This window comes from Achromobacter sp. NFACC18-2 (assembly GCF_900108985.1).
Classification (GTDB): Bacteria; Pseudomonadota; Gammaproteobacteria; order Burkholderiales; family Burkholderiaceae_B; genus Achromobacter.
Genome location: NZ_FNYM01000002.1, coordinates 499035 through 525638 on the forward strand (window position 1 = coordinate 499035; position 26604 = coordinate 525638).

The following is a 26604-nucleotide window of genomic DNA, read 5'->3' on the forward strand; positions in this document are numbered from 1 at the left end:
CCGCTCGACGCAATTACGCACCGCAGCGCCGCTACCAGCGATACCTAGACCTATAAATTCTGGAGACGCAACAATGCAGACGAGTCTGAAGCTGCGCATCGCAGCCATGGCGGCGCTTGGCGCCATCACCCTGTCCCTGGGCGCGGCGCATGCCGCCGATGAACCCCGCCGTCCGGAGTGCATCGCACCGGCCCAGCCGGGAGGCGGCTTCGACCTGACCTGCCGCCTGGCGACCGAAGGCCTGAAGCAGAGCGGCGCCCTCAAGAGCGCCATGCGTATCGTCTACATGCCCGGCGGCATTGGCGCGGTGGCGTACAACAACATCGTGGCCCAGCATCCCAACGAACCCGGCACCATCGTCGCGTTCTCGGGCGGATCGCTGCTCAACCTGGCCCAGGGCAAGTTCGGCAAGTACAACGTCGATGACGTGCGCTGGCTGGCGGGCATCGGCACCGACTATGGCGTGGCCGTCGTGCGCAACGACTCGCCGTACACGGACCTGAAGAGCCTGATGGATGCTTTCAAGCAGGATCCGACCAAGATCGTGCTGGGCGCGGGCGGCACGGTGGGCAGCCAGGACTGGATGAAGGCAGCCCTGACCGCCAAGGCGGCTGGCGTCGACTTCAAGAAAATGCGCTTCGTCGCCTTTGAAGGGGGCGGCGAGGCCGTGACGGCGCTGCGTGGCGGCCACATCCAGGCCTACATGGGCGACGCGGCCGAAGCGTTCACGATGCTGGAAGGCGGCGCGCCCATCCGCGTGCTGGCCGTCTTCAACGACCAGCGGCTGCCGGGCAAGCTGGGCTCGGTGCCCACCGCCAAGGAACAGGGCTATGACATCGTCTGGCCGATCATCCGCGGGTTCTACGTCGGTCCCAAGGTGTCGGACAGCGATTACCAGTTCTGGGTGGACGCGTTCAACAAAACCATGGCCACGCCCGAGTTCGAAAAGCTGCGCCAGCAACAAGGCCTGTTTCCGTTCAACAAGACGGGACCCGAGCTGGACGCTTACGTGAAGAACCAGGTCAAGCAGTACGGCGAACTGGCCGATACGTTCGGCCTGATCAAAAAGTAATCCAGCCGTCCGGCTGATTTTCCGATCGCGCGCAGGGGGTCTCCCGCCGGCTCTGCCGGTGCAAGGGGACTCCTGCGGGGACCCCTGCGCCGCGCGATCCGACCAACACGGAAACTTGGATCATGAATGATCGAATCCTGGGCATTGCCGCCCTGGCGCTGGCCGTCTTCATGACGGCAGCCGGCTGGAGCATCGAGGCGCCGTTCGCCTACGAGCCTGTCGGCCCGCGCGCCTTTCCCCTGCTGCTGGCCTTGATCATCGGCCTTTGCGGACTGTGGCTCGTCTACAAGGGCGGACGCGCCGTCGAATCCAACCCGGCGGGCGCCAATGCGCGCATCGCTCTGATGGTGGTGTGCGCGACCGCGTATGCATTTCTGTTCCAGTGGCTGGGCTTCGTCATCGCGACTTCGCTCATGTCGGTTTTCGTGGGCCGGCTGTTCGGCGGCAGCTGGATCAAGTGCGCCATCGGCGGCGTCGTCATGAGCCTTTTCTTTTTCGTGTTGTTCGACAAGGTGCTGGACGTCGTCCTGCCCGGCGGACTGCTGGAGAACCTGATATGAGCGGCATTCTCGATCATCTGTCGATCGGCTTTGGGGTCGCCTTTTCGCTGACGAATCTTCTGGTCGCGGCGATTGGTTCGTTCATCGGAACCATGGTGGGCGTGCTGCCCGGCCTGGGGCCGGTCAACGGCGTCGCAATGCTGATCCCCATCGCATTCGCGATGAACCTGCCTCCCGAAACCGCGCTGATCCTGCTTGCGGCGGTCTACGTGGGGGCGGAATACGGCGGGCGCATCACCGCGATTCTGCTGAACGTGCCGGGCGAGGCCAGCGCCATCATGACGACGCTGGACGGCTATCCGCTGGCGCGCCAGGGCCTGGCGAACGTGGCTCTGTCGCTGTCGGCGTGGTCCGCGTTCTTTGGCGCCATCGTGTCGGTGGTGGGCATCATCCTGCTCGCGCCGCTGCTGGCCAAATGGGCGCTGGCCTTCGGTCCTGCGGAGTATTTTGTCCTGATGATCTTCGCGTTCTGCTGCCTGACCAGCCTGCTGGGCAAGCAGCCCGTCAAAGGCGTGCTGGCCGCGATGATCGGGTTGTCCATCTCGGTGGTGGGCGTGGACGCGAACTCGGGCGTCTATCGCTACACCTTCGAATCCGTGCACCTGGCCGACGGCATCGACTTCGTGGTGGTGGTGATTGCGCTTTTTGCAGTCAGCGAGATGCTGGAAATGCTCGAGAAGGTGGCCGCCGGCCACAGCGTCGAGGTCACGCCCAGCGGCCGCAAGCTTTTCAATCTGAAGGAGCTGGCGCTCACGTGGTGGAGCGTGGTTCGCAGCGCGCTGGTGGGCTTTGGTGTCGGCGTGCTGCCGGGAGCGGGCGCCAGCGTGGCGGCGGCCGTGGCCTACTCGCAGGAAAAGCGCATCATCGAAGCCAAGGATCCCGAGGCCAAGTTCGGAAAGGGCGACTTGCGCGGGCTGGTCGCCCCGGAAGCCGCCGCGACATCCTCCGCGATCGGTTCGTTCGTCCCGATGTTGACCCTGGGCGTGCCCGGATCGGGCACTACCGCGGTGATGATGGGGGCGCTGACGCTCTACAACATCACCCCGGGGCCGGTCCTGTTCGACACGAAGCCGGAGCTTGTCTGGGGCTTGATCGCGTCGCTGTTCGTGGCGAACGTGCTGCTCTTCGTGATGAACGTGCCTCTGGTCCGGCTGTTCTCGAAGGTGCTGTCGGTGCCGGGTTGGTTGATGGTGCCGGGCATTCTGTGCATCAGCTATATCGGCGTCTATGCGATCAATGCGGGAACGTTCGATCTGCTGCTGGTGGCGGGCATCGGAACGCTGGGTTATTTCCTGCGCAAATTCGGCGTGCCAATGGCGCCGCTGGTGCTGGGCGTGGTGCTGGGCAACATGATGGAACAGAACCTGCGCCGCGCGCTGTCGATCACGGACGGCGACGTGCGAGTGCTGTTTTCCAGCCCCGTGTCGATTTCGCTGTGGGTGGCGGCATTGGCGGTTGTCATCGTGCCTCAGGCCCTGCGTCGTCTGCGCAAGGCGAGACGGGCGGCCACCGGTCAGGTCTGATTGCTGGAGCCAGGGCTGGGGCTGGTCGGTGCTGAATCCGGCGTTGGCCGCAGTCCCGATAACGCACGCGGGGCGCCTTTTGGGCGCCCCGTTTTTCATGCGGCGTTTGCCGTGGAAGCTTCTGTTTCCGTATATGAGCTTTTACTCACATACGAAGCGATCAAACTTGCTTCAGCCTTTCCAGCGCGGCGTCCAGCGTCGCATCCTTCTTGGCAAAGCAGAAGCGCACGATGCGGTGATTGGATTCGGGCGCATCGGGCTGACAATAGAACGCGGACACCGGTATCACCGTCACACCATGCTTGACGGTCAGGTCACGCGCGAAGTCGGCTTCGTTCTGCTTCGAAATCTGGCTGTAGTCGGCCAGCAGGAAGAAGGTGCCGGGACTGGGCAAGGGCCGAAAGCGTGTCTGCGCCAGGCCTTGCGACAGGCGGTCGCGCTTGGCCTGGTAGAAGGCCGGCAGATTCAGGTAGGGTGCGGGATCACGCATGAATTCGGCCAGCGCGAACTGCATCGGAGACGGGACCGTGAACACCATGAATTGATGCACCTTGCGCAGCTCTGCGCTCAGGTGACGCGGGGCGCAGCAGTAGCCGATCTTCCAGCCGGTGGTGTGATACGTCTTGCCAAACGACGAAATCACAAAGGCATGCTCGGCCAGCAGGGGACGGCGGGCCACGCTGGCGTGCGGCTTGCCATCGAAGACGATATGTTCGTAGACCTCGTCCGACACCAGCAGCACGCCCGTGTCGCGGACAATGGCTTCAAGCGCATCCAGGTCGCTGTCGTCGAGCACGGCGCCTGTCGGGTTGTGCGGAAAGTTCAGCATCAGCAAGCGCGTCTTGGACGTAATGGCGTCGCGCACGCGCTGCCAGTCGATGCGGTAGTACGGGTCGGCTTCGGTGGGCGCGCGCAGCGGCACAGGCACCGCGGTGCCGCCCGCCAGGCGTATCGCGGGCAGGTACGAGTCGTAGCAGGGTTCGATCACGACCACTTCGTCGCCGCTGCCCACGGCGGCCAGCACCGTCGCCATGAGGGCCTCGGTGGCGCCGCTGGTCACCGTGATCTCGGTCTCGGGGTCGTAGGCGTGTCCGTAGAGCTCGCGCGTCTTGGAGGCGATGGCGTCGCGCAATGGCGCGACGCCGGGCATGTAGGGATACTGGTTGTGGCCGTCAGCCATGGCCTTGGTGACCAGCGCGCACAGCGCGGGGTCCGGGTCGAAGTCAGGGAAGCCCTGGCCCAGGTTGATGGCCTTGTGCTCGATGGCAAGGCGGCTCATCACGGTAAAGATGGTAGTGCCGACGTCGGGGAGTTTGGATCGGATCATGTTGGACGCGAAGTGAACACGGGTAGCCAAGGAAAGTTTTCGTAAGTATCCCACTAACTCATAATTCATTTTTCATGGGCATTTACGCGGACGGGATTGTGGTTCACAACAAGTGGGTGCGGGTGCTGGGGGGATTTTGCGTCGCGCTGGTCGGCGCGCTGCTGGCGGTATGGGCGCACATGCCGCTGCCCTGGATGCTGGGCGCGTTGCTGTTGACCGCGGCGACCAGGATCGCCGGATTGGGAACGGCGTGTCCACGCCCGGCGCGCAATGCGGGCCAATGGGTCATCGGAACGTCGCTGGGGCTGTACTTCACGCCGCAGGTGATCGGCCATATCGGGAACAATGCCGGGCCCATTCTGGTTGGGATGCTGTTTGCGCTGGCGCTTGCGTTTCTGGGCACGGCCATCCTTCGTCGCTACACCGATGTGGATTTCAAGACGGCATGGTTTTCATCGGCGATCGGTGGCGCGAGCGAAATGGCCAATCTGGCTGAACGCCATGGCGCCCGGATCGATCGCGTGGCCACCGCGCACAGCGTCCGCGTGTTGCTCGTGGTGGTCGCGGTGCCGTTCATTTTTCAATGGTGGGGCGTGGCGGGCCTGGATCCGACGGTGCCCGGACCCACCGAGGTGCACGGTGTGGGCTTGATTGCGCTGGTCGCGCTGACCATGGTGGGCGGCGCGGCGTTTATCAAGCTGCGGCTGCCCAATCCCTGGGTCCTGGGGCCCATGCTTGCCGCGATGGTGCTGACGGCTTGCAGCATTGAATTGTCCGCGCTGCCGGATTATGTGCCCAAGGCCGGACAGCTGCTTATCGGCTGGTCGCTTGGCGACCGTTACCGGCCGGATTTTTTTCGTGCCGCGCCGCGCTTCATTGCCGCGGTGGCGGGCTTTACGGTATTGGCCTTGGCGCTTGCGTTCGGCGTCGGCGCATTGCTTTCATTGTGGTCCGCGGCGCCCATTCCGACATTGATCTTGGGCACGACGCCGGGCGGCATCGCGGAGATGGCCATCACTGCGAAGGTGCTGCAGCTGGGTGTGCCGGTCGTGACGGCGTTTCACGTCACACGCATGGTTTTCGTCGTGATCGTGACGGGTCCGGTTTACGCATTTCTGGCGCGGCGCCGGGATAATTCCGCGTAGCGGTATGGCCTCCCAGTGCAAAAAATACGACATTCGGGTAAACAACTATATGACTCTGTAATGCGGGATGAGTATGCTGATTCCGCAGTTGATTCAAGCAGCGCGCAGACTCGTTCTGTGGCACAGGCGACAAGCGGGAACTCAGGTTTTGCACCGATCGTTCAGTTCGCACGGCGTCCTTGATTCATTGCATTTCGATTTAATTACAGGACGCTAGAAAAAATGGCTCAGAAGGGCAAAGTCAAGTGGTTCAACGCTGACAAGGGTTTCGGTTTCATCACGCCGGACGTGGGCGGCACCGATGTGTTCGCACACTTTTCCGCCATCCAGGGTCGCGGCTATCGCAGCCTGAACGAAGGCCAGGAAGTCGAATACGAAGTCAAGGATGGTCCGAAAGGACCTCAAGCGGCCGAAATTCGCCCGCTCTAAATCGGGAAATCCCAATTTCCCGTCCGCCAGGCTCGGCCTGGCTACAACGCCCCAAGACCTCATGGTCTGGGGCGTTGTTTCATTTGGGCGTCGGCGTGAAGGGGCGCTTGCGCGGTGCCGGCACGCATAAGTTAGTATTCACTAACATATCCTCGAGCACTGGATAACTCTGTGGATAATTATTTCCGTATATGAGCATTTTGATGCTCAGTAATGAAGCAACGCGCGCACAGCCGCCCGGTTTTGCACAGTTATCCGTATTAATCGCAACGGGATTACCGGGCTTCTCCGATACGCCCTCCAGCCGTTCAATCTCCCTGGAATCCGGCGCCTAACACTCGGTTTTCATAGGGAAACAGTCCCTTTCCATTGGCTGGCCGGTCTGGCTTGAAGCCGAGCTCCACGGCAATTAACGCGTGCTGCGGCACGCATTTGTGGTGCTTTATGGGCGGTTGTTCACAAAGATATCCCCATCCCGGTTATGCACAGAATTACTTCCCTGATACGCCAAATTGGGGGTGTCAGCCTGTGGATAGAAATGGGGATATTGCCGAAAGAGTGAGAGGAGGGCGCCGCGTGTGCGGGCGTTTTCGCGGCGCGGGTGCTTCGGTGGATGCTTCCAATTTGGCGGTCAGCGTGACGGACAAATCCTCCGCAAGATCGCGCCAGCGACTTTTCCACAGCGTTTCGCGTGAACCTTCCACACATCGGCCATATGGATGATGGCGCGGTTCATTGAGTACGAGCAAGATAATTGTCGGGTCAATGAAGCCGGCGGCTTTCTGTGTGGGAAGCACACATGCGAATCAGGGGTGGGGATAATTTTGTGAATAAATCACCCCGATTTGCGCAGCGCGTTTTGACAGCGGTTCGGAGTTGGAGTTCATTCTGTGCTGGTGCCCGCTGCGGTAATGGGAGCGGGACCGTGTACGGATGGGTTTCCCGTGGACGACGTCTCATCGGCATACACAAAGAGACCGGGGTGGCGAGATGTGGATAAGTACAGGGCGGGTGAGTAATCCGTGCTGACGGAGTGGGTCCACGCGCCGCCTTGCCAGTGATTCGGCGACGGGTGTTAAGTCGGACCTTGCGGGTCGTTTCGATTTCACGTGGATAGCTGACTTTATAAGTACTGCCCGCTGTTTGCCTGTTGATAAGAATGTGCGTAACCCTGCTGTTGCTTTGCGCGGCAACGTGTTTTCCATAGAGGGTCGCGACTTTATTAGATCTGTGGATAAATGAGCTGGGTCGATTGAGTCGTGGATTCCGCCTCGAAGTGGGAGGCTAATGAATCAGGTACGGCTAGCCACAGCTTCGAAAAATGCACCTCTTCTTTGTGCTGGTATTCGGCGCTGTTCCAGCCCGGACCGTCGGTAAGTTTCCGCATCGCATGCTTCCCTTACTCATTGTTGGTGCTGTCGTCGAAAATCTCCCCGTGCGATTTTCGGGATCTTCTGAGTTTGGTAAATGCCAAAAATTCCCTTTTTTCGGCTAAGGGGTAGGGTAGGGTGGAATAAATCGTTTTTTTTCATATTTCTTACCTTTGTCGGCTGCGGCTAGCCGTAGTTTGGTGTGCGTGCTTTCCGTCTGGGTCTCTTTAGTGTTTTCGCCATCTGACGTCGAATCTACGCGACCGCGTGTGTTTCACGTGAAACAGTCGAGGCGGGTGGCGCGCCTGCTTCCGCGAAAGGACCCTGTTGTTCCACGTGAAACATGACCATGCGTGATGATCTTGATGTCTGTCTCGGCTCGCTGCTTCTTTGGCAGCCTAGGCTTCTGTTGAGTCACAGTCACTGCTCTTGTAGTCCAGCCAGGGCAACGTCGCCTCGACCCGTGCCGGTGTTTACGCAGAATGTTCCACGTGAAACATAGGGAAGAGCAGTGCGCGAAGGTACCCGACCCGCATCTCGTCCATGTTCCACGTGGAACATTCACGCACCGGATCCTCTTGTTTCGCTGTTCCATCGAACCCGGACCGGCCCAGGCGCGAGACGCCGTCTCTCCCCAATCGGACTGACTGGGGCATAGGGGTGGTGTGGTTCGCACCTGAACCCGCCACCGTCCAATGGTCTAACCGAGAAGTGGGATCAAACTAAGCGACTAAGATCACGCATCACCGCAGGCCGCCGCGATGTTTCCCAGGGGCCAAGGCAGGAATACAGGCCAGGGATGTTCCACGTGAAACATCGACCACCAACGAGCGCCCGCCGCGCGCGCGACAATGCACAGTCCTGTTTCACGTGGAACATCACAGCTATACGCCGGCAGGTGCCAACACTTTCTCCCCACGAACAGGCTTTCGCTCCGACACCGATTTCAATTTCGCCGCGTGCAGACTGTGCGCAACATGTTTCACGTGAAACATGCCACCCCTGCCTCTATAATGAGCGCCGAACGCTCTCTCCTACATCTCCCCCATCATGGACTATCCCCGCGAATTCGATGTCATCGTCGTCGGTGGCGGCCACGCCGGTACTGAGGCGGCCTTGGCCGCTGCTCGGTCGGGCGCGCAGACGCTGCTGCTTACGCACAACATCGAAACCCTTGGCCAAATGTCGTGCAATCCGTCCATCGGCGGAATTGGCAAGGGCCATCTTGTCAAAGAGGTGGATGCCTTGGGTGGGGCCATGGCTTTGGCCACAGATGAATCCGGCATTCAGTTCCGCATCCTGAATGGATCGAAGGGCCCGGCCGTGCGCGCCACGCGCGCCCAGGCGGACCGCGTCCTGTACCGGAAGGCGATCCGCGGACGCCTGGAGAACCAGCCGAATCTCTGGCTGTTCCAGCAGGCCGTCGAGGACCTGATGGTGGAGGGCGATCGTGTCGTGGGCGCGGTGACGCAAGTCGGCCTGAAGTTTCGCGCCAAGACCGTAGTGCTGACGGCAGGTACTTTCCTCAATGGCCTGATCCACGTCGGGCTGCAGAACTACTCGGGCGGCCGCGCCGGCGATCCGCCAGCCATCTCGCTGGGTCAACGCCTGAAGGAACTGCAGCTTCCCCAAGGGCGCCTGAAGACCGGCACGCCGCCGCGCATCGACGGTCGCACGATCAACTACTCAGTGCTCGAGGAGCAGCCCGGCGACCTGGATCCGATTCCCGTGTTCTCGTACATGGGCAATGTGTCCATGCACCCGAAGCAGCTTCCCTGCTGGATCACCCACACCAACGCCCGCACGCACGACATCATCCGCGGCGGTCTTGACCGCTCGCCGATGTACAGCGGCGTCATCGAAGGGGTGGGCCCGCGCTACTGTCCCTCCATCGAGGACAAGATCCATCGCTTCGCCGACAAGCAATCTCACCAGGTCTTTCTTGAACCGGAAGGGCTGGACACCCACGAGGTCTATCCCAACGGTGTGTCGACCAGCCTGCCTTTCGATGTGCAGCTCGACCTGATCCATTCGCTGCCCGGCCTGGAGAACGCGCACATCATGCGGCCCGGGTACGCGATCGAATACGATTATTTCGATCCACGTGGACTCAAGAGCACGCTCGAAACCAAGGCGATCAACGGCCTGTTCTTCGCGGGTCAGATCAACGGCACGACCGGCTACGAAGAGGCCGCGGCACAGGGCCTGCTGGCCGGCGTGAACGCCGCGCTCAAAGCGAAGGACCGTGACCAGTGGACGCCACGTCGGGACGAGGCTTATCTGGGCGTGTTGGTGGACGATCTGGTCACGCGCGGCGTGACGGAACCCTACCGCATGTTCACCTCGCGCGCCGAGTATCGCCTTAGCCTGCGCGAAGATAACGCCGACCTGCGCCTGACCGAAATCGGACGCCAACTCGGAATTGTCGACAATGCGCGCTGGGATGCATTCAACCGCAAGCGCGATGCAGTGGCCGCCGAAGTCGAGCGCCTGAAGTCCTCATGGGTCAACCCCAGGCTCCTGCCCGCCGAGGTGGCCGAGCCCCTCTTGGGCAAGGCAATTGAACGTGAGTACTCACTTGCTGATCTGCTGAAGCGCCCGAATGTGTCGTATGAGGCGCTGATGGCGGCGCGCAATGCCGACGGCTCCCTGCTGGCTGGTCCGGGCGTGGTCGAGGACGATGTGCTGTCCGAGCAGGTCGAGATCCAGGTCAAGTATGCGGGCTACATCGCCCGCCAGCAGGACGAGGTCCAGAAGCACATCGCCCATGAACAGCAACCGATTCCCGCGGATGTCGATTACGACGCCGTGACCAGCCTGTCGTTTGAAGTGCGCCAGAAGCTCAAGACCCATCGTCCGGAGACCATCGGCCAGGCCGCGCGCATCTCCGGCGTCACCCCGGCCGCGATTTCGCTCCTGCTCATCCATCTCAAGCGCCTGCATTACGGCTCGCGCAAGCAAGCGGCATGAGCGCGCCCGCCAATCAGGCCGGCTCGGACATGGCCGGCCGACTCACTCGCGCATGCGAGGAACTGGGCCTGCGCGCCGACGATGCGGCCATTGCCAAGCTGCTGAGCTACCTGGCGCAGATGCAGCGCTGGAATCGCACGTACAACCTCACCGCCATCCGCGATCCGCAGCAGATGCTCGTGCAGCATCTGTTCGACAGCCTGGCTGCCGTGAAGCCCTTCAGCGAGGCGCTGGCCGCGCCCGATGCGCCGGCCAAGGTCTACGACGTCGGCTCGGGCGGCGGCCTGCCTGGCGTCGTCCTGGCGATCATGCGGCCCGCCTGGTCCGTGACCTGCATCGACGCCGTCGAAAAGAAGACCGCGTTCGTGCGCCAGATGAGCGGCGCGTTGGCGTTGCCCAACCTGCAATCGCGGCACGCGCGTATCGAAACGTTGGATCCCGCCGAGTGCGACATCGTCACCTCGCGAGCGTTTGCATCATTGGATGATTTTGCGCAACTCGCGGGTCGCCACGTGGCCAAGAATGGTACCCTCGTCGCCATGAAGGGCAAGGTCCCCGAAGAAGAAATCCAGGCGCTGCATGCGCGCGGGGAATGGCAAGTCGACCATATTCAGCCGCTCCAAGTCCCGGAGCTGCAAGCAGAACGCTGCCTGATCTGGATGCGCCGCAGTCAAGGAACCCTATGAAGAACATACCCCCCAGCACATCCGCCCGCGTATTCTGCATTGCCAATCAGAAGGGCGGCGTGGGCAAGACCACGACCGCCATCAACCTGGCGGCCGGCCTTGCCACGCACAATCAACGCGTGCTGCTGGTGGACCTGGATCCGCAGGGCAATGCCACGATGGGCAGCGGCATCGACAAGAACTCCCTCGAGTCCAACCTGTACCAGGTGCTGATCGGCGAATCCTCGATCGAGCAGGCCCGCGTGAAGTCGGAGTCGGGCGGTTACGACGTCCTGCCCGCCAACCGCGAACTCTCGGGCGCCGAGATCGACCTGGTGCAGATGGACCAGCGCGAACGCCAGTTGAAGGCCGCGATCGACACCGTCGCCAGCCAGTACGACTTCGTGCTCATCGACTGCCCGCCCACGCTGTCCCTGCTGACGCTCAACGGCCTGGCCGCAGCGCATGGCGTCATCATTCCGATGCAGTGCGAATACTTCGCGCTCGAAGGACTGTCGGACCTGGTCAACACCATCAAGCGCGTCCACCGCAACATCAACGATGACCTGCGCGTCATCGGATTGTTGCGCGTCATGTTCGATCCGCGCATGACCCTGCAGCAGCAGGTGTCCGCCCAGCTCGAGTCGCACTTCGGCGACAAAGTCTTCAAGACGGTGGTGCCGCGCAATGTGCGCCTTGCCGAAGCACCCAGTTACGGCATGCCGGGCGTCGTGTATGACCGCGCCTCGCGCGGCGCGCAGGCGTACATTTCTTTCGGCGCCGAAATGATCGAGCGCGTCAGGAAAGACTTGAACTAGCTTTACCCGATGCCCGACGCCGCGCTCTTTTTTCCGCCACAGACAGCCTGCTCCACGCCGCCCGCCGACGTGCGCGATGCGCTGCGCGTGCGGCTGGAAGAGGCGGCGCTCAATGCCACCGCGGTGGGCGCGCAACTGATCTATGATGGCTGGCTGGTGCGTTTTGCCCATTCGCCCGCCAAGCGGGTCCGAAGCGTGAATGTGCTGGGGTTATCCACACGTCCTTTGGATGAGCGGCTGGCGTATTGTTCATCGTTGTATGCGCGCCATGGCTTGCCCATGGTGCTGCGCATTACCTCCATCGGCCCCGATTTTTCGCTCGACGCCGAGCTGGAGGCCCGCGGTTATACCTATACCGGTGAGACTCGAGTCATGAGCACGCCGCTCGCCCCCCGCACGTGCGGCAGGGGCGATCTGCATTTCAGCATGGTCGATGCCGAGCGCTTCGCGGCGGCGGTCGGAGTCATGCGCGGCGCATCCGCGATGCACGTCGGCGAACACCAGGCGCGCTTGTCGGGACTGGCTGTGGATAAGCAGCCGGTGCTCGCGACTGACGCGGCAGGGCAGGTGGTCGCCGCCGGCATGGCCGTGCGCGACGGCGACCTGCTTGGCCTGTTCGACATCGTTACCCATCCCGGACATCGGCGCAAAGGCTATGCCGCCGTCCTGGTGGAGCATTTGCTGGCCGAAGGCGCCGCCGGTGGCGCCCGCACGGCCTACCTGCAGGTCGAGCCGGAAAACACCGCCGCGCGGGCGCTGTATGCCCGCTACGGTTTCAAAGACTGTTACGCGTATTGGTACCGCCTGCCCGCCGAGCAGGCGGGCGCCTGAGCCCTGGGCCCGGGATACAAAGACAGAAGGAAAGAGGATTTAACTATGGCCACCAAGAAACCCAAGGGATTGGGTCGCGGACTGGACGCCTTGCTGGGCGCGGACGCGCCTGCCATCGACAACATCGGCAAGGCGGTCGCCAAGCCCGAGGGTCCGCCGTCCACCCTGCCCATCTCGAAGATGCGCGCCGGCAAGTACCAGCCGCGCACGCGCATGGACGAGGGGGCCCTGGGCGAGCTGGCCGAATCGATACGCACGCAAGGCATCATGCAGCCGATTCTCGTGCGCGCGCTGGGCGACGCGCCCGGCCATTACGAGATCATTGCCGGTGAACGCCGCTTCCGCGCGGCGCAGCTTGCGGGCCTGAAAGAAGTGCCGGTGCTGGTGCGCGAGGTCGCCGATGAAAACGCGGCCGTCATGGCGCTCATCGAAAACATCCAGCGCGAAGACCTGAACCCGCTGGAAGAAGCGCACGGCGTGCGCCGCCTGCTCGACGAGTTCGGCCTCACGCACGAACAGGCCGCGCAGGCCATCGGCCGCTCGCGGTCGGCCACCAGCAACCTGCTGCGCCTTCTGAATCTGGCCGCGCCCGTGCAGACCATGCTGCTGGCTGGCGACGTGGACATGGGGCACGCGCGTGCGCTGCTCGCCGTGGACGCGGCCACCCAGATCCAGCTTGCCAACCTCATCATCGCGCGCCGCCTGTCGGTACGCGAAGCCGAAAAGCTCGTCGCCAAGACCGTCAAGGAAGCCGAAACCTCGGCCTCGCCCAAGAAGAAGGCGAACGGCGTGTCGCGCGACCTGACCCGCCTGGAAGAAGCGCTGTCCGACCACCTGGGCACGCGCGTGGCGCTGAAAGTGGGCGCCAAGGAAAAAGGGCAGATCGTGATCGATTTCCACGGATGGGAACACCTGAATTCGCTGCTCGAGCGCCAAGGCCTGTCCGGAGCCGTGGATGCCTGATCGCGCCTTGCCCGTCATCGCGGTGCTGGCTACGGGCGGCACGATCGCGGGCGCGCAGGCGGATGCCACGTCCGCGGGCTACAAGTCCGGCTCGTTTTCCGTGAACGACCTGCTTGCGGCGGTGCCGCAGCTTGCCGGCATCGCTGAGATCCGCGCCGAACAGGTGGCCAACGTCGGCAGCCAGAACATGACGCACGAGGTCTGGCGCACGCTCGCGCAGCGCGTGGATGCGCTCTGCCAGGACGCCTCGGTGGCCGGCATCGTCATCACGCATGGCACGGACACGCTCGAGGAAACCGCCTATTTCCTCAGCCTGGTGAACCGCCATGACAAGGCCGTCGTGCTGGTAGGCGCCATGCGTCCCGCCACGGCGCTGGGCGCCGAGGGCCCCGCCAACCTGTACAACGCGGTGGCGCTGGCCCGCCATCCCGACGCGCGCGGCCGCGGGCCGATCGTCGTCATGAACGAAGACGTGCACTACGCCCGCGAAATCCAGAAGATCGCCAGCGCCGGACTGTGCGCCTTCGCGTCGCCCAATCGCGGCCGCGCGGGCGTCATGCATGGCGGCGTGCCGTGCTTCTATTCGCGCAACACCACCGTGTATGGCGCACAAAGCGAGTTTTCACTCGCATTGCTGGAAAAGGCCGGCTGGCCACGCGTGGACATCGTCTACGCCCATGCCAATCTGCAATCCGACCTGATCGATTTCCTGGCCAGCGCGGTGGACGGCATCGTGCTGGCGGGGGTGGGCGACGGCAACGCCACCGACCTGGCCATCGACAGCCTGCGCCGCGCGGCCGATGATGGCGTGGCGGTCGTGCGGTCCAGTCGGACGGGCAGCGGCTTTGTCGCGCGCGATGTCGAACTCGATGACGCCACGCTGGGCTTTGTCGCGGCAGGGGACCTGAATCCGCAGAAGGCGCGCATCCTGCTCATGCTTGCGCTCTCGGTCACCCGCGATCCGGCCGGTCTGCAGCAGATCTTCGACCGCTATTGAACGCCCCGCCGCGACGGCTACGCCGTCGCGTCGCCTTGCTGCGCGAGGCCCAGATTGGTGCGCAGCATGTCGTACACCTGACGCGTCAGCGGATTGATGAGATCACGCCTTATCCACAGGAAGTAGGTCACGTCCGGCAGGGGCGGCAATCCCTCCTTTTCTCCGAGCACGCGCATTTCCGGTCCCAGCAGCTCCACGCTGCGCGCGGTCACGCCCAGGCCGGCGCGTAGCGCGGCCTTAATCCCCACCAGGTTCGGCGCCACGTAGTTCGTGTGCCACCGCACCTGCGCCTGCTCCAGCGCATTGAGCGCCAGGCGCCGAAAAATGCTCGGTTCGTCGGCCAGCACCAGCGGCACCGGCGTATGCGGATCGTGCACGTAATCGGCCGAGGCCAACCAGACCGTCGGCGACGTTCGCAACGCCACACCCTCGAAATCCTGGTCGAAGCGCGTCGAGATGGTCAGGTCTATTTCGCCGGCGCGCAGTGCATCCATCAGGAACGGACTGCGATCGACACGGATCTCCAGTTTCACGCGCGGCGCCACGCGCGCGATGTGCGTCAGCAGCGTGGGCAGGATCGTGTCGGCCACGTCCAGGGGTGCGCCCAACCGCAGATCGCCCTCCAGGGGCCCGTCCTGCAACGCGCGCAATGCTTCGTCGTTGATGGCCAGCATGTGCCGCGCGTACTCGACCAGCCGCCGCCCATGCGAGGACAGCAGCTTGTTGCGGCCGTGCTTTTCGAAGAGAGGCAGCCCGATCATGGCCTCGAGCCGCTGCATCTGTTGGGTGATGGCCGACTGGGTCTTGTGCAACCTGTTGGCGGCTTCGGAAAAAGTCTCATGCTGGGCGATCGCCGTCAGCGTGCGTAGCAGGTCGAGATCCAGGTTGCGCATTGGGGTAGCCCAGCCATCCAAGGGTTTACAAGGGTTCAGGGATAACCCGATACATTACCACTGCTAATGGATGTTTAAAGCAATTTAAATTGTTGAGGGCCAAGCCGGGCGATACAGTAAGTGCAATAACTCATGAAACAAGAGGGAAAGTCAACGTGAGCACCGCACATCCGCATCAGGCTGGCATCGACAGCACCGTCGAAAATATTAAAAAAACTGTAGGAAATAAGGGCCTGAACCGCGACAGCCTCCAGTCCGTGCTGGACGATCTTGTCGCCTTGGCCGGCAATACCGCGTGGTGGGGCGCCGACCGCTATCCGGCCCCCGAGGGGGATGAGCGCCAGGCCCGCTACCTCATCGCCGAGGACGCAGACAAAAGCTATGCGCTCTATCTGAACGTCATGCGTCCGGGCAAGAAGATCGTGCCGCACAACCACACCACCTGGGCGTGCATCGCGGCCGTCGAAGGCGTGGAAACCAACTACGTCTACGACCGCATCGACGACGGTTCCGTGCCCGGCGTGGGCAAGCTGGAAAAGATAGATACCGTCGTGGTGGGGCCGGGCACCGGCATCGCGCTGATGCCCGACGACATCCACGCCGTCGAAATCCAGGGCGACAGCGTCATCCGCCACCTGCACATGTACGGACGCGCGCTGGAAACCCTGGATCAGCGCCTGGGCTTCGACCTGGAGACCGGCACCTGCAAGATCATGCCCATCGGCGTGCAGACGCGACGCTGATCATGAGCAAGCCCTACCGGTCCGCGACGCGCCTGCTGCGAGCAGGGCGTCCCCATCAAGGCTGGGTCAACACCCCGGTCTCCCGCGCCAGCACTTACGTATTCGACAGCGTGCAAGCCTGGCGCGATACGCGGGCGCGCCGCGAACAGGAGCGCCTGCCGTCATACGGCGCGCGCGGCACCGACAGCACCCATGCGCTGGAAGACGCGCTGATCGAGCTGGAAGCGGGCTTTCGCGCCAAGCTGTACCCCACGGGCCAGGCCGCGATCGCCACCGTCCTGCTTGCCTATCTGCGCGCGGGCGACCACGTTCTGATCACCGACGCCGTCTATGAGCCGGTGCGCAGATTCTGCGCCGAGCACCTGACGCGATTTGGGATCGAAATTACGTATTACCGGCCCGATGGCGCGGGCATCGAGGCGCTGATCCGTCCGAACACCCGCATGATCTATGCGGAGTCGCCGGGGTCGCTGACGTATGAAATGCCCGACCTCATCGAGTTATCCACAACCGCGAAAAAATACGATTGCTGGCTGGCTGTGGATAACACGTGGGCGTCGGGTCTGGTACAGAAGCCGCTCACCCTGGGCGCCGATATTTCCATTCTGGCGGCCACCAAATATCTGGGCGGGCACGCCGACGTCATGATGGGCGCCGTGGTCACGAACGAACGCGCCTGGCGCGCGCTGGAACGCGCCACGATCGACTTTGGCCAGACCGTCGGGGCCGATGACGCGTTCCTGGTATTGCGCGGCATGCGCACGCTGCCGCTGCGCATGGCGCAGCACGCCCGCAGCGCCATGCAGGTCGCCCAATGGCTGCAGGCGCGGCCCGAAGTGTCCCGCGTGCTGTGTCCCGCATTGCCCGGCGATCCCGCTCACACTCTCTGGCTGCGCGATTGCTGCGGCGCCAACGGCCTGCTGACCCTCGAACTGTCCGACGCGCACACCGACGCCGATGCGGAGCGGCTCATCGACAGTTTGCAGCTCTTTGGCATCGGCGCGTCGTGGGGCGGCTTCGAAAGCCTGGTGATCCCGGTTTTCCTGCAGGGCGCACGGTCGCTGCCCGGCAGCGACGTGCGCGGCCCCATGCTGCGCCTGCATATCGGCCTGGAAGATCCCGACGATCTCATCGCCGACCTGGAACGCGGTTTTGCCGCGTTGTCCCAACCCCTCCGTTCTCTCCGAATCTCATGATGCAGTCCCTTCACGACCATACCCACGCCGACGTCGACGCGCATACGCTCAAGCAGTGGCTGCACGATGGTGGCGAAATCGCGCTCCTGGACGTGCGCGAGCATGGCCAATACGGCGAGTCCCATCTGTTCTACGCCGCGCCGGTGCCCTACAGCCGGCTGGAGGTCGACATCGTGCGCCTCGCACCGCGGCGCGGCGTGCGCGTCGTGGTCTACGACAATGGCGGCGAAGACCCCACCGCGGCGCGCGCCGCGCGGGCGCTTGCCGCGCTGGGCTACACGGACGTGCACCGCCTGGCGGGGGGCATCGCACAGTGGCAGCACGATGGCTACGCGACCTTCGCCGGCGTGAACGTGCCCAGCAAGACTTTCGGCGAATTGGCCGAAGAGGTTTTCCATACCCCGCGCATCGGTGCGCGCGAACTGGCCGAGCGCCAGCGGCGCGGCGACGATCTCATCGTGCTGGATGGCCGGCCATTTGCCGAATACCAGAAGATGAGCATTCCCGGCGGCATCTGCTGCCCCAACGGCGAGCTGGCGCTGCGCGCCCATACGCTGGCCGCGCGGCCGGACACCACCATCGTCATCAATTGCGCGGGCCGCACGCGCAGCATCATCGGCGCGCAGACGCTGATCAACCTGGGCGTCCCCAATCCTGTCTACGCGCTCGAGAACGGCACGCAGGGCTGGTATCTGGAAGACCTGCAGCTCGAACACGGCGCACGCCGTCGCTATAGCGACGACATCCCGCCCGCGGACGTGCCCGCGCTGGCCCAGCGTTCCGCGCAACTTGCGCAGCGCCATGGCGTGCCCACGGCAGACGCCGCCCAGGTGCAGGCCTGGCTGGGCGACGCAACGCGCACCACGTTCCTGTGCGATGTGCGCAGCGCAGAAGAATTCGCACAGGGTTCCCTGCCAGGCGCGCAGCATGCGCCCGGCGGCCAGCTCATCCAGGCAACGGACCAGTACCTGGCCGTGCGCGGCGCGCGCATCGTGGTGTTCGATGCCGAAGGCGTGCGCGCCCCTGTCGTCGCAAGCTGGCTGCGGCAAATGGGTTGGGAGGCCTGCACGCTTGAAGAAGGCGTTGGCGCCGCGCTGGTCAACGAACCGGTCCAGACGCCAGTCCCGCCTATCGCGGTCCTGTCCGATGCCGAGCTCTCGCAAGCGCTGGTGCAAGGCGCCCAGGCCATCGATATCCGCCCCAGCATGCGGTATCGGGCCAACCACATCGTTGGCGCGCGCTGGTCGATCCGTCCGCGCCTGGACCGCCTGCCGCTCGATCCGGCGCGTCCCGTGATCCTCCTGGCCGAAGACGCCGCGCTCGCAGCCTGGGCCGCGAACGATCTGCGCGCGTCGGGCTTGCGGGACGTCAGCGCAAACACCGGCACGCCCGAGAGCTGGTCCGCGCAGGGGATCCCGCTGGCATCCACGCCCGCGGATCCGGCCGACGGCGACTGCATCGACTATCTGTTCTTCGTGCATGACCGTCATGACGGCAACAAGGCCGCGGCGCGCCAGTATCTCGCCTGGGAAACCAACCTGGTCAGGCAGATCGACGAACGGGAGCGCGCCGCGTACCGGTTCCCGGCCGGCTGACACCTGCGCCGCGCCGCAACTCACGGCGCGGCCCACGCTTCAACCTGATCAATACGCCCCGGCGGCCATGGCGGCCGGGGTGCGGACGGTTCATGGCGAACCGGAATGCAAAGGACGGCCGATCAACCGGCCGCCAACTCAAGGGGAAATCCAGATGAAGCAACACGCATTGCACGCTTGCAGGACCGCCGTCACGGCGGTGGCCGGTTTGCTGTGGGGAATCGCGGCCCATGCCCAGGCGCCCGCACCGCTGGCCGACTTTCCGAAACAGGCCATCACCGTGGTCTCGCCGTTTCCACCCGGCGGCGGTAACGACGGCGTCGCGCGCCTGATCGCGCAGGAGCTGGGCGCCATCACGGGCCAGAGCGTGGTGGTCGAGAACCGCTCGGGGGCGGGCGGCAGCGTCGGCACGGCGCAAGTGTCGCGCGCCAAGCCCGATGGCTACACGCTCGTCATGTCCCAGACCAGCGTCATGGCCGTCAATCCGCGCCTGTACAAGAACGTCGGCTTCGATCCGCTGAAGGATTTCGTGCCGATCTCGCAAATCACCTCGGCGCCGCTGGTGCTGGTGTCGCGCACCGAGGGCCCGTACAAGAGCTTGAACGACTATCTTGCGGCGGCGCGCAAGCAGCCCGGCGTCATTACCTATGCGACGCCCGGCAACGGCACCATGAGCCACCTGATGGGCGCCCTGGTGTCGCAGAAGGCGGACGTCAAGCTCGTGCACGTGCCGTACCGCGGGGCGGCGCCCGCCATCACGGACCTGATGGGCGGCACGGTGGACATGCTCATCACGTCGCCCGCGTCGGCCGAGCCCATGGTGGCCGCAGGAAAGCTGCGCATCCTCGCCATGAGCCACGGCGACGGGGTCGGCATTTTCAAGAGCGCGCCCACCTTGAAACAGGCCGGCCTGGAAGGCATCACCGCGGATGACTGGTACGGCCTGTTCGCCCCGGCAGGCACGCCTCCCGAACGCATTGCCTACCTGGCGCAGGCCGTGAACCAGGCCATGAAGTCGCCCGCCGTGATCGCCAAGATCAACAGCGGGGGAAGCCAGCCGGTGGGCAGCGCCCCGGCCGCCTTCAAGACCCGCCTGCAGCAGGACACCGCCTACTGGGCCGAAATGGTGAAGACGGCCGGCGTGTCCCTGGATTGAACGCGCAATGGCCGGGGGCGGCACGGCCTGCGTGTCTCCCCCGGCCGCCCGTTGCGACAAGTCGGGGTTTCACCGTCCGGTCCGCGATTGCAAAGCTGAGGCAACCTGCCTAGACTGGGACAGCGCGCATGCGCGCGCCTTTTTTCCCGGTCATCCCCCGCTCGCCATTTGGGAGGGCAACGATGCAGAGTTTCCCGGCCCTGTCCGCGGATCAGCTTGCTGCGTACGCCGCGTTCGCACAGACTCTCGCGGACCGCGTGCGCCCCTTGTCGCGCAAGTGGTTCCGGCATCCGCTCTCGGTGGACACCAAGGCCGACGAAAGTCCCGTCACGCAAGCGGACCGGGATGTCGAGGTAGCCCTGCGCGAGGCCATCGCCGCACAGTATCCCGATCACGGCATATTCGGCGAAGAATTCGGCGCCTCGCGCGCCGAGGCCGAGCTCGTGTGGTCGCTGGACCCCATAGACGGGACGCGCGCCTTCATTTCCGGCAACCCGTTATGGGGCACGTTGCTGGCGCTGCTGCACCGGGGCAGGCCGGTGCTGGGCCTCATCGACATCCCCATGCTGGACGAACGCTGGATCGGCGCGGCGGGCGCCGCGGCCCGCCTGAACGGCGGCGCGTGCAGGACGAGCACGTGCGCCGCGCTGGAAGAGGCCATTCTTTACGCCACCTCGCCCGACATCTTCAGCGGCGCCGAACTTGCCGCCTTTGACGCACTGGCCGCCGCCTCCCGCATGCGCCGCTATGGCGGCGATTGCTACAGCTACGGGCTGCTGGCCAGCGGCCACATCGATCTCGTCGTGGAGGCCGGCCTGCAACCGTACGACTACCTTGCCCTGATGCCCGTGGTCGAGGGCGCGGGCGGTGTCATGACCGATTGGACGGGACAGCCGCTGGGCCTGCAATCGCAGGGCCGCGTGATCGCGGCCGCCACGCCGCAGCTGCATCGCGAAGCGATGCGGCTGCTGGGGGCGGCCATGGCCTGACCGGCGCGCCGCCCACCCGCAGTTCAACGCAACGCTTCAGCCACAAGGTGAACAGGCATGCATGCACTAGGGGTAGCAACGGTGGAAGATGCGCAGCGGCTGGTGCAATCCAGCCCGCTCTCGCACATCAAGGTGGGGCTGTCCGACGTGGACGGCGTCATGCTGGGCAAATACCTGCGGCGCGACAAGTTCCTGGGCGCCTTGCACGGCGGACTGGCGTTTTGCGACGTGGTGTTCGGGTGGGACCTGGACGACCAGCTCTACGACAACACCCGGTACACCGGCTGGCACACCGCCTACCCCGACGCAAAACTGAGGATCGTGCCGCAGACCGCGCGCCGGCTCACGCTGGAGCAGGGGCCGGGCGGCGAAGACATGCTGCTGTTCCTGGCGGAATTCGAAGGCGACGCCGGCGCCATCTGTCCGCGCCGCCTGCTGCACCGCGTGATAGACCGCGCCGCCGGCATGGGCTACGACGCCTATGCGGCGCTGGAGTACGAGTTCTTCATGTTTCGCGAGACGCCGCATTCCGTGCGCGCCAAGCACTACCGCAACCTGGAGAACTGGACACCCGGCAATTTCGGATATTCCATGCTGCGAAGCACGGTGGAAGGCGACTTCTACCGCAAGTTGCTCGACATGTGCGAACGCATGGACATGCCCATCGAAGGCCTGCACACCGAGACCGGGCCGGGCGTGCTGGAGGCTGCGATCGCCGTGGACCATGCGGCGGCGGCGGGAGACAAGGCCTTCCTGTTCAAGACCTTCACCAAGGCGCTCGCGCAGCAGAACGGCCTGATGGCCACGTTCATGGCAAAGTGGTCGCCCGAACACCCTGGCCAAAGCGGCCATATCCACCTGTCTTTGCGCGACCGCAAGACGGGGCTGTCCGCCTTCTTCGACGAGTCGCAGCCGCACGGCATCAGCGCCACGCAGGCGGCGTTCATGGGCGGGGTGCAGCGGTACCTGCCCGAGTTCATGGCGCTCTACGCGCAGACCATCAACAGCTATTCGCGCCTGGTGCCCGGTTATTGGGCGCCGCTGGACGCCACGTGGGGCATGGAGAACCGCACCACAGCGCTGCGTCTCATCCCCGGCAGCGACAAGTCGCAGCGCGTCGAAGTGCGCATCGGATCGGCGGACGCCAATCCCTACCTTGCCCTGGCTGCGGCGCTGGCCTCCGGTCTGTACGGAATAGAGCAGGGCCTCTCGCCCGAGCCCATGGTGCAGGGCAACGCCTACACGCAGCAATTTCCCGCGCATCTGCACCTGCCTCTGACGCTGTGGGACGCCGCGCAGCGTCTGCGGGGCTCGGAAGCCGCGCGGCTGCTGTTCGGAGACGCATTCGTCGAGCACTACGCCGCGACGCGCGAATGGGAGGAACGCCAGTTCCGGCGCCACGTCACCGACTGGGAGCTGGCGCGTTATTTTGAAATCATCTGATTCCGTCCACCGCTTGCCACAGGCCTTGCCATGACCGATGAACTGATCACCATCAGCCCGATCGACGGGCGCGAAGTCGTCCGCCGGGCCTACGCGAGCGAAGCGCAGATCGCGCAGGCGTTGGCCGACGCCCAGGCCGCGCAGCCCGGCTGGCACGCGCTGGGTGTGCAGGCGCGGGGGCGCATCGTGTCGGACGCGGTAGACCGATTCGTGGCGGCCAAGGACGAGATCGCGCGGGCCATCACCATCCAGATGGGCCGCCCATTGCGTTACGCTCCCCTGGAGGTCGACGGCTTCGAGGCCCGGGCCCGCCATATGATCGCAATCGCGGGGCAGGCCCTGGCGCCCATTGCCGCGCCCGCGCAGTCCGGTCTTACCCGCTTCATCAGCCGCGACCCCATCGGCGTGGCGTTGACCATCGCGCCGTGGAACTACCCGCTGCTCACGGCGGTAAACAGCATCGTGCCGGCCTTGATGGCAGGCAATACCGTCATCCTCAAGCATTCGGATCAGACACCCCTGTGCGCCGAGCTCATCGACCGCGCCTTCCGCGACGCGGGGGCGCCCAAGGGCATTTTCCAGCATTTGCACGCCAACCATGACATCACGCAGCGCCTCATCCGCGCACCCGAGATCGGTTATGTGTCCTTTACCGGATCCGTGCGCGGGGGGCGCCAGGTCGAGGCATGCGCGGCGGGACGCTTCATCGGCGTGGGACTTGAACTGGGCGGCAACGATCCCGCGTACGTGAGGGCGGACGCCAACCTGGAGGCGGCCGTGGATGCATTGGTGGACGGCGCGTTCTTCAATTCCGGCCAGTCGTGTTGCGGCATCCAGCGCATCTATGTGGCCCGCGGCGTGTACGACCAATTCGTCGAACGCGCCGCCGCACTGACCGAACGCTACGCGCTGGGTGACCCGCTGCGGCAGGAAACGACGCTGGGCCCGGTCGTACGCACGCGCGCTGCGGCCGAGGTTCGCGACGTCATTGCCCAAGCAATCGGCGCTGGCGCAGTGAACGTGATTGATCCCTCGCATTTCAGCAATGCGAGTGAAAGCTCGTGTTATGTCGCGCCGGCCCTGCTGACGCAGGTCGATCACCGCATGCGCATCATGAACGATGAATGCTTCGGCCCGGTCGCCGGCATCATGCCCGTCGACAGCGACGAACAGGCCATTGCGCTCATGAACGACAGCCCGTATGGACTGACGGCTGCGGCGTTCACTCAGGACGACGAAGCGGCGCTGAACATTGGCCGCCAATTGCGCTGCGGCACGTTCTTCATGAATCGTTGTGACTATCTCGACCCCGCGCTTGCGTGGACCGGCGTCAAGAACTCCGGCCGCGGCGCGTCGCTGTCGCCCGTGGGATATGAACAGCTCACGCAGCCCAAGTCCTTCCACTTGCGCAGCGTGTGATACCGACTCAATCCGACATCAATACCAAGTCTCTGGAAATCGAACCATGACCGTGCCGTCCGTCAACTGGAACTATCCCACCGCGATCAAGGTGGGCCCTGGCCGCATCGATGAATTGCCCGATCATTGCCGGGCGCTGGGCATGGAACGGCCCTTGTTGGTGACCGATCCGGCACTCGCCGCGTTGCCGATGCTTGATCACGCCCAGCGTGCATGCCGTGAGGCGGGCCTTGGGTGCGCGGTGTTCCACGATATCAAGGGCAACCCGACCGGGCGCAACGTCGACGACGGCGTGGCGGCATTCAAGCGCGGCCGCCATGACGGCGTAATCGCTTTCGGCGGAGGATCCGCACTGGATGCGGCCAAGGCCATCGCGCTGATGGTGGGCCAGGACCGTCCGTTGTGGGACTTCGAAGACGTGGGGGACAACTACCTGCGCGTCAATGTCTCCGGAATGGCGCCCGTGGTGGCCGTGCCGACGACGGCGGGCACCGGCTCGGAGGTCGGGCGCGCATCCGTCATCACTGACGAGTCGGCGCAGGTCAAGCGCATCATCTTCCATGCGCGCATGCTCCCGTCCATCGTCATCCTGGACGCTCAGCTCACGGTCGGCCTGCCGCCGCGCATCACGGCGGCCACCGGCATGGACGCGCTTTCGCACAACCTGGAGGCCTATTGCTCGCCGGTCTACCATCCCATGGCGGCCGGCATCGCCGTCGAAGCCATGCGCCTCATCAAGGAATACCTGCCTCAGGCGGTGGCAAACGGCGCCGACCTGCAGGCGCGCCAGCAGATGCTGGTGGCCTCATGCATGGGCGCCACCGCCTTCCAGCGTGGGCTGGGCGCCATGCATGCGCTGGCGCACCCGCTGGGCGCGCTGTATGACGCGCACCACGGCCTGCTCAACGCCATCCTGATGCCCTATGTGCTCAAGGCCAATCAACAGGCGGTGGCGCCGCGCCTCGAAACGCTGGCCCGCTACCTCGGCCTGCCGCAGGCGGGCCCGGGCGCGGTGCTCGACTGGGTATTGGCGCTGCGTGAGGCGGTCGGCATTCCCCACAGCCTCGCGGAAATCGGCCTGGACGACGCCCAGGCCGAACGGGTGGGGCACATGGCAAGCCAGGAACCGTCCGCCGGCACCAACCCCATCAACCTCTCGGCCGGACAATATTCTCAGCTTTTTCGTGCAGCAATTCGCGGAAACCTGTAAGCTTCGCCCCCTCTGCGCGGAAACGCGGCGGAGGAAGAACAGAAATTTTGAATTTTTCGTCCGAATGGTTTGACAGCGGATTTGAAAGTGTTCATAATCTCAAGTTCTCCGCTGGAGGGGTGCCCGAGTGGTTAAAGGGGGCAGACTGTAAATCTGTTGGCCTTGCGCCTACGTTGGTTCGAATCCAACCTCCTCCACCAGAGACCCATTCCCGAATCCAGGCGCGGTTTGCCTGGATTTGCAATGTAAGGCCTAGCAAGCTTAGGTTGCCTTCGCAAAGAAGGCGTCAGGTTTGCGAAGGCCTTGATTTCGAAGGGTGTGGGAAAGAGAAGGTGAAAGGGTTTGCCGCGGGTGTAGCTCAATGGTAGAGCAGAAGCCTTCCAAGCTTACGACGAGGGTTCGATTCCCTTCACCCGCTCCAAGATTTTTAAATGCCCATGTGGCTCAGTGGTAGAGCACTCCCTTGGTAAGGGAGAGGTCGCGCGTTCGATCCGCGCCATGGGCACCACGAATTCCAAATTCTTTTCTTCAGTCAGAAGCGCAATCCAGGTCAGGAGTCAGCCATGGCAAAAGGCAAGTTTGAACGTACCAAGCCGCACGTGAACGTGGGTACGATTGGTCACGTTGACCACGGCAAAACGACGTTGACGGCGGCGATCACGACCGTTCTGTCGACCAAGTTCGGCGGCGAAGCCAAGGGCTACGACCAGATCGATGCAGCTCCTGAAGAAAAGGCCCGCGGCATCACGATCAACACGGCCCACGTCGAGTACGAAACGGAATCGCGCCACTACGCGCACGTTGACTGCCCGGGCCACGCTGACTATGTGAAGAACATGATCACGGGCGCAGCCCAGATGGACGGCGCGATCCTGGTCGTGTCGGCCGCTGACGGCCCGATGCCGCAAACGCGTGAACACATCCTGCTGAGCCGCCAGGTTGGCGTGCCGTACATCATCGTCTTCCTGAACAAGGCTGACATGGTTGACGACGCCGAGCTGCTCGAGCTGGTGGAAATGGAAGTTCGCGAACTGCTGTCCAAGTACGACTTCCCGGGTGACGACACCCCGATCGTCAAGGGTTCGGCCAAGCTGGCGCTGGAAGGCGACAAGGGCGAACTGGGCGAGCAGGCCATCCTGGCGCTGGCTGCCGCGCTGGACTCGTACATCCCGACGCCTGAGCGTGCCATCGACGGCGCGTTCCTGATGCCGGTTGAAGACGTGTTCTCGATCTCGGGTCGCGGCACCGTGGTGACCGGCCGTATCGAACGCGGCATCATCAAGGTCGGCG

Annotated in this window: 22 protein-coding genes and 3 tRNA genes; 23 read left to right on the top strand and 2 right to left on the bottom strand. The window is 64.1% G+C overall.

All coding sequences use genetic code 11. The annotated features are described in order from the left end of the window. Positions 1 to 106 precede the first annotated feature (106 nt). The 3 genes from BMW75_RS04720 to BMW75_RS04730 all read left to right on the top strand — a co-directional run bounded on the left by BMW75_RS04720 (position 107) and on the right by BMW75_RS04730 (position 3155). The gene (locus BMW75_RS04720) at positions 107 to 1072 is read left to right on the top strand and encodes a Bug family tripartite tricarboxylate transporter substrate binding protein (protein ID WP_254791940.1); all 966 of its coding nucleotides are present in this window, start codon (positions 107 to 109) and stop codon (positions 1070 to 1072) included. A gap of 122 nt (positions 1073 to 1194) precedes the next feature. Continuing rightward, positions 1195 to 1632 (top strand): tripartite tricarboxylate transporter TctB family protein, encoded by a 438-nt coding sequence (locus BMW75_RS04725; RefSeq protein ID WP_076518298.1) that lies wholly within the window; start codon positions 1195 to 1197, stop codon positions 1630 to 1632. Beyond that, entirely contained in the window at positions 1629 to 3155 is a 1527-nt protein-coding gene (locus tag BMW75_RS04730; protein ID WP_092577225.1) for a tripartite tricarboxylate transporter permease, read from the top strand. The genes BMW75_RS04725 and BMW75_RS04730 overlap by 4 nt, the downstream gene beginning before the upstream one ends. Before the next feature lie 160 nt (positions 3156 to 3315). Here BMW75_RS04730 and BMW75_RS04735 read toward each other — a convergent pair whose 3' ends face one another. Next, positions 3316 to 4482: a pyridoxal phosphate-dependent aminotransferase gene (locus BMW75_RS04735; protein ID WP_092577227.1), complete on the bottom strand. Its 1167-nt coding sequence runs from the start codon at positions 4480 to 4482 to the stop codon at positions 3316 to 3318. A gap of 74 nt (positions 4483 to 4556) precedes the next feature. Between BMW75_RS04735 and BMW75_RS04740 the strand changes: the two genes are divergently transcribed. The 8 genes from BMW75_RS04740 to BMW75_RS04775 all read left to right on the top strand — a co-directional run bounded on the left by BMW75_RS04740 (position 4557) and on the right by BMW75_RS04775 (position 14670). Continuing rightward, a complete protein-coding gene (locus BMW75_RS04740) occupies positions 4557 to 5627 on the top strand; it encodes an AbrB family transcriptional regulator (protein WP_076518301.1) in 1071 nt (356 codons plus the stop codon). A 222-nt stretch (positions 5628 to 5849) separates the two neighbouring features. Continuing rightward, positions 5850 to 6056: a cold-shock protein gene (locus tag BMW75_RS04745; RefSeq protein WP_056566091.1), complete on the top strand. Its 207-nt coding sequence runs from the start codon at positions 5850 to 5852 to the stop codon at positions 6054 to 6056. A gap of 2420 nt (positions 6057 to 8476) precedes the next feature. Continuing rightward, positions 8477 to 10396 (top strand): tRNA uridine-5-carboxymethylaminomethyl(34) synthesis enzyme MnmG, encoded by a 1920-nt coding sequence (gene mnmG / locus BMW75_RS04750; RefSeq protein ID WP_092577230.1) that lies wholly within the window; start codon positions 8477 to 8479, stop codon positions 10394 to 10396. Beyond that, a complete protein-coding gene (rsmG, locus tag BMW75_RS04755) occupies positions 10393 to 11082 on the top strand; it encodes a 16S rRNA (guanine(527)-N(7))-methyltransferase RsmG (RefSeq protein WP_092577233.1) in 690 nt (229 codons plus the stop codon). Before mnmG ends, rsmG begins: the two co-directional genes overlap by 4 nt. Continuing rightward, the gene (locus tag BMW75_RS04760) at positions 11079 to 11879 is read left to right on the top strand and encodes a ParA family protein (RefSeq protein ID WP_076518304.1); all 801 of its coding nucleotides are present in this window, start codon (positions 11079 to 11081) and stop codon (positions 11877 to 11879) included. The genes rsmG and BMW75_RS04760 overlap by 4 nt, the downstream gene beginning before the upstream one ends. Before the next feature lie 9 nt (positions 11880 to 11888). Further along, positions 11889 to 12710: a GNAT family N-acetyltransferase gene (locus BMW75_RS04765; protein ID WP_076518305.1), complete on the top strand. Its 822-nt coding sequence runs from the start codon at positions 11889 to 11891 to the stop codon at positions 12708 to 12710. Positions 12711 to 12755: 45 nt separating this feature from the next. After that, positions 12756 to 13673 (top strand): ParB/RepB/Spo0J family partition protein, encoded by a 918-nt coding sequence (locus BMW75_RS04770; protein WP_076518306.1) that lies wholly within the window; start codon positions 12756 to 12758, stop codon positions 13671 to 13673. Further along, complete coding sequence (locus tag BMW75_RS04775) at positions 13666 to 14670, top strand: asparaginase (protein ID WP_092577238.1); 1005 nt, start codon at positions 13666 to 13668, stop codon at positions 14668 to 14670. Before BMW75_RS04770 ends, BMW75_RS04775 begins: the two co-directional genes overlap by 8 nt. Before the next feature lie 17 nt (positions 14671 to 14687). On the opposite strand, the gene BMW75_RS04780 is transcribed toward BMW75_RS04775, so the two are convergent. Beyond that, a complete protein-coding gene (locus tag BMW75_RS04780) occupies positions 14688 to 15563 on the bottom strand; it encodes a LysR substrate-binding domain-containing protein (protein ID WP_092577241.1) in 876 nt (291 codons plus the stop codon). 155 nt (positions 15564 to 15718) lie between these two features. Between BMW75_RS04780 and BMW75_RS04785 the strand changes: the two genes are divergently transcribed. The 12 genes from BMW75_RS04785 to BMW75_RS04840 all read left to right on the top strand — a co-directional run. Beyond that, entirely contained in the window at positions 15719 to 16306 is a 588-nt protein-coding gene (locus tag BMW75_RS04785; RefSeq protein WP_076518309.1) for a cysteine dioxygenase family protein, read from the top strand. Between the two features lie 2 nt (positions 16307 to 16308). Further along, positions 16309 to 17502: a cystathionine beta-lyase gene (gene metC, locus BMW75_RS04790; RefSeq protein ID WP_092577245.1), complete on the top strand. Its 1194-nt coding sequence runs from the start codon at positions 16309 to 16311 to the stop codon at positions 17500 to 17502. Next, positions 17502 to 19097: a rhodanese-like domain-containing protein gene (locus tag BMW75_RS04795; protein ID WP_092577249.1), complete on the top strand. Its 1596-nt coding sequence runs from the start codon at positions 17502 to 17504 to the stop codon at positions 19095 to 19097. The genes metC and BMW75_RS04795 overlap by 1 nt, the downstream gene beginning before the upstream one ends. A gap of 154 nt (positions 19098 to 19251) precedes the next feature. Beyond that, positions 19252 to 20253: a Bug family tripartite tricarboxylate transporter substrate binding protein gene (locus tag BMW75_RS04800; protein ID WP_092577251.1), complete on the top strand. Its 1002-nt coding sequence runs from the start codon at positions 19252 to 19254 to the stop codon at positions 20251 to 20253. Positions 20254 to 20435: 182 nt separating this feature from the next. Next, positions 20436 to 21242: a histidinol-phosphatase gene (gene hisN, locus BMW75_RS04805; RefSeq protein WP_092577253.1), complete on the top strand. Its 807-nt coding sequence runs from the start codon at positions 20436 to 20438 to the stop codon at positions 21240 to 21242. A 57-nt stretch (positions 21243 to 21299) separates the two neighbouring features. Further along, on the top strand, positions 21300 to 22685 hold the full coding sequence (locus BMW75_RS04810) for a glutamine synthetase family protein (RefSeq protein ID WP_092577255.1): 1386 nt from the start codon (positions 21300 to 21302) through the stop codon (positions 22683 to 22685). Between the two features lie 30 nt (positions 22686 to 22715). Beyond that, a complete protein-coding gene (locus BMW75_RS04815) occupies positions 22716 to 24104 on the top strand; it encodes an aldehyde dehydrogenase family protein (RefSeq protein WP_092577258.1) in 1389 nt (462 codons plus the stop codon). A 46-nt stretch (positions 24105 to 24150) separates the two neighbouring features. Next, complete coding sequence (locus tag BMW75_RS04820) at positions 24151 to 25314, top strand: iron-containing alcohol dehydrogenase (protein ID WP_092577261.1); 1164 nt, start codon at positions 24151 to 24153, stop codon at positions 25312 to 25314. A gap of 113 nt (positions 25315 to 25427) precedes the next feature. Continuing rightward, positions 25428 to 25514: transfer RNA gene (locus tag BMW75_RS04825), tRNA-Tyr, on the top strand. Between the two features lie 147 nt (positions 25515 to 25661). Further along, positions 25662 to 25735 (top strand) — tRNA-Gly (locus BMW75_RS04830). A gap of 12 nt (positions 25736 to 25747) precedes the next feature. Continuing rightward, positions 25748 to 25822, top strand: a tRNA-Thr gene (locus BMW75_RS04835). A 55-nt stretch (positions 25823 to 25877) separates the two neighbouring features. After that, positions 25878 to 26604, top strand: a 727-nt coding sequence (locus BMW75_RS04840) for an elongation factor Tu (protein ID WP_139208493.1), incomplete at its 3' end; no start/stop codon positions are given.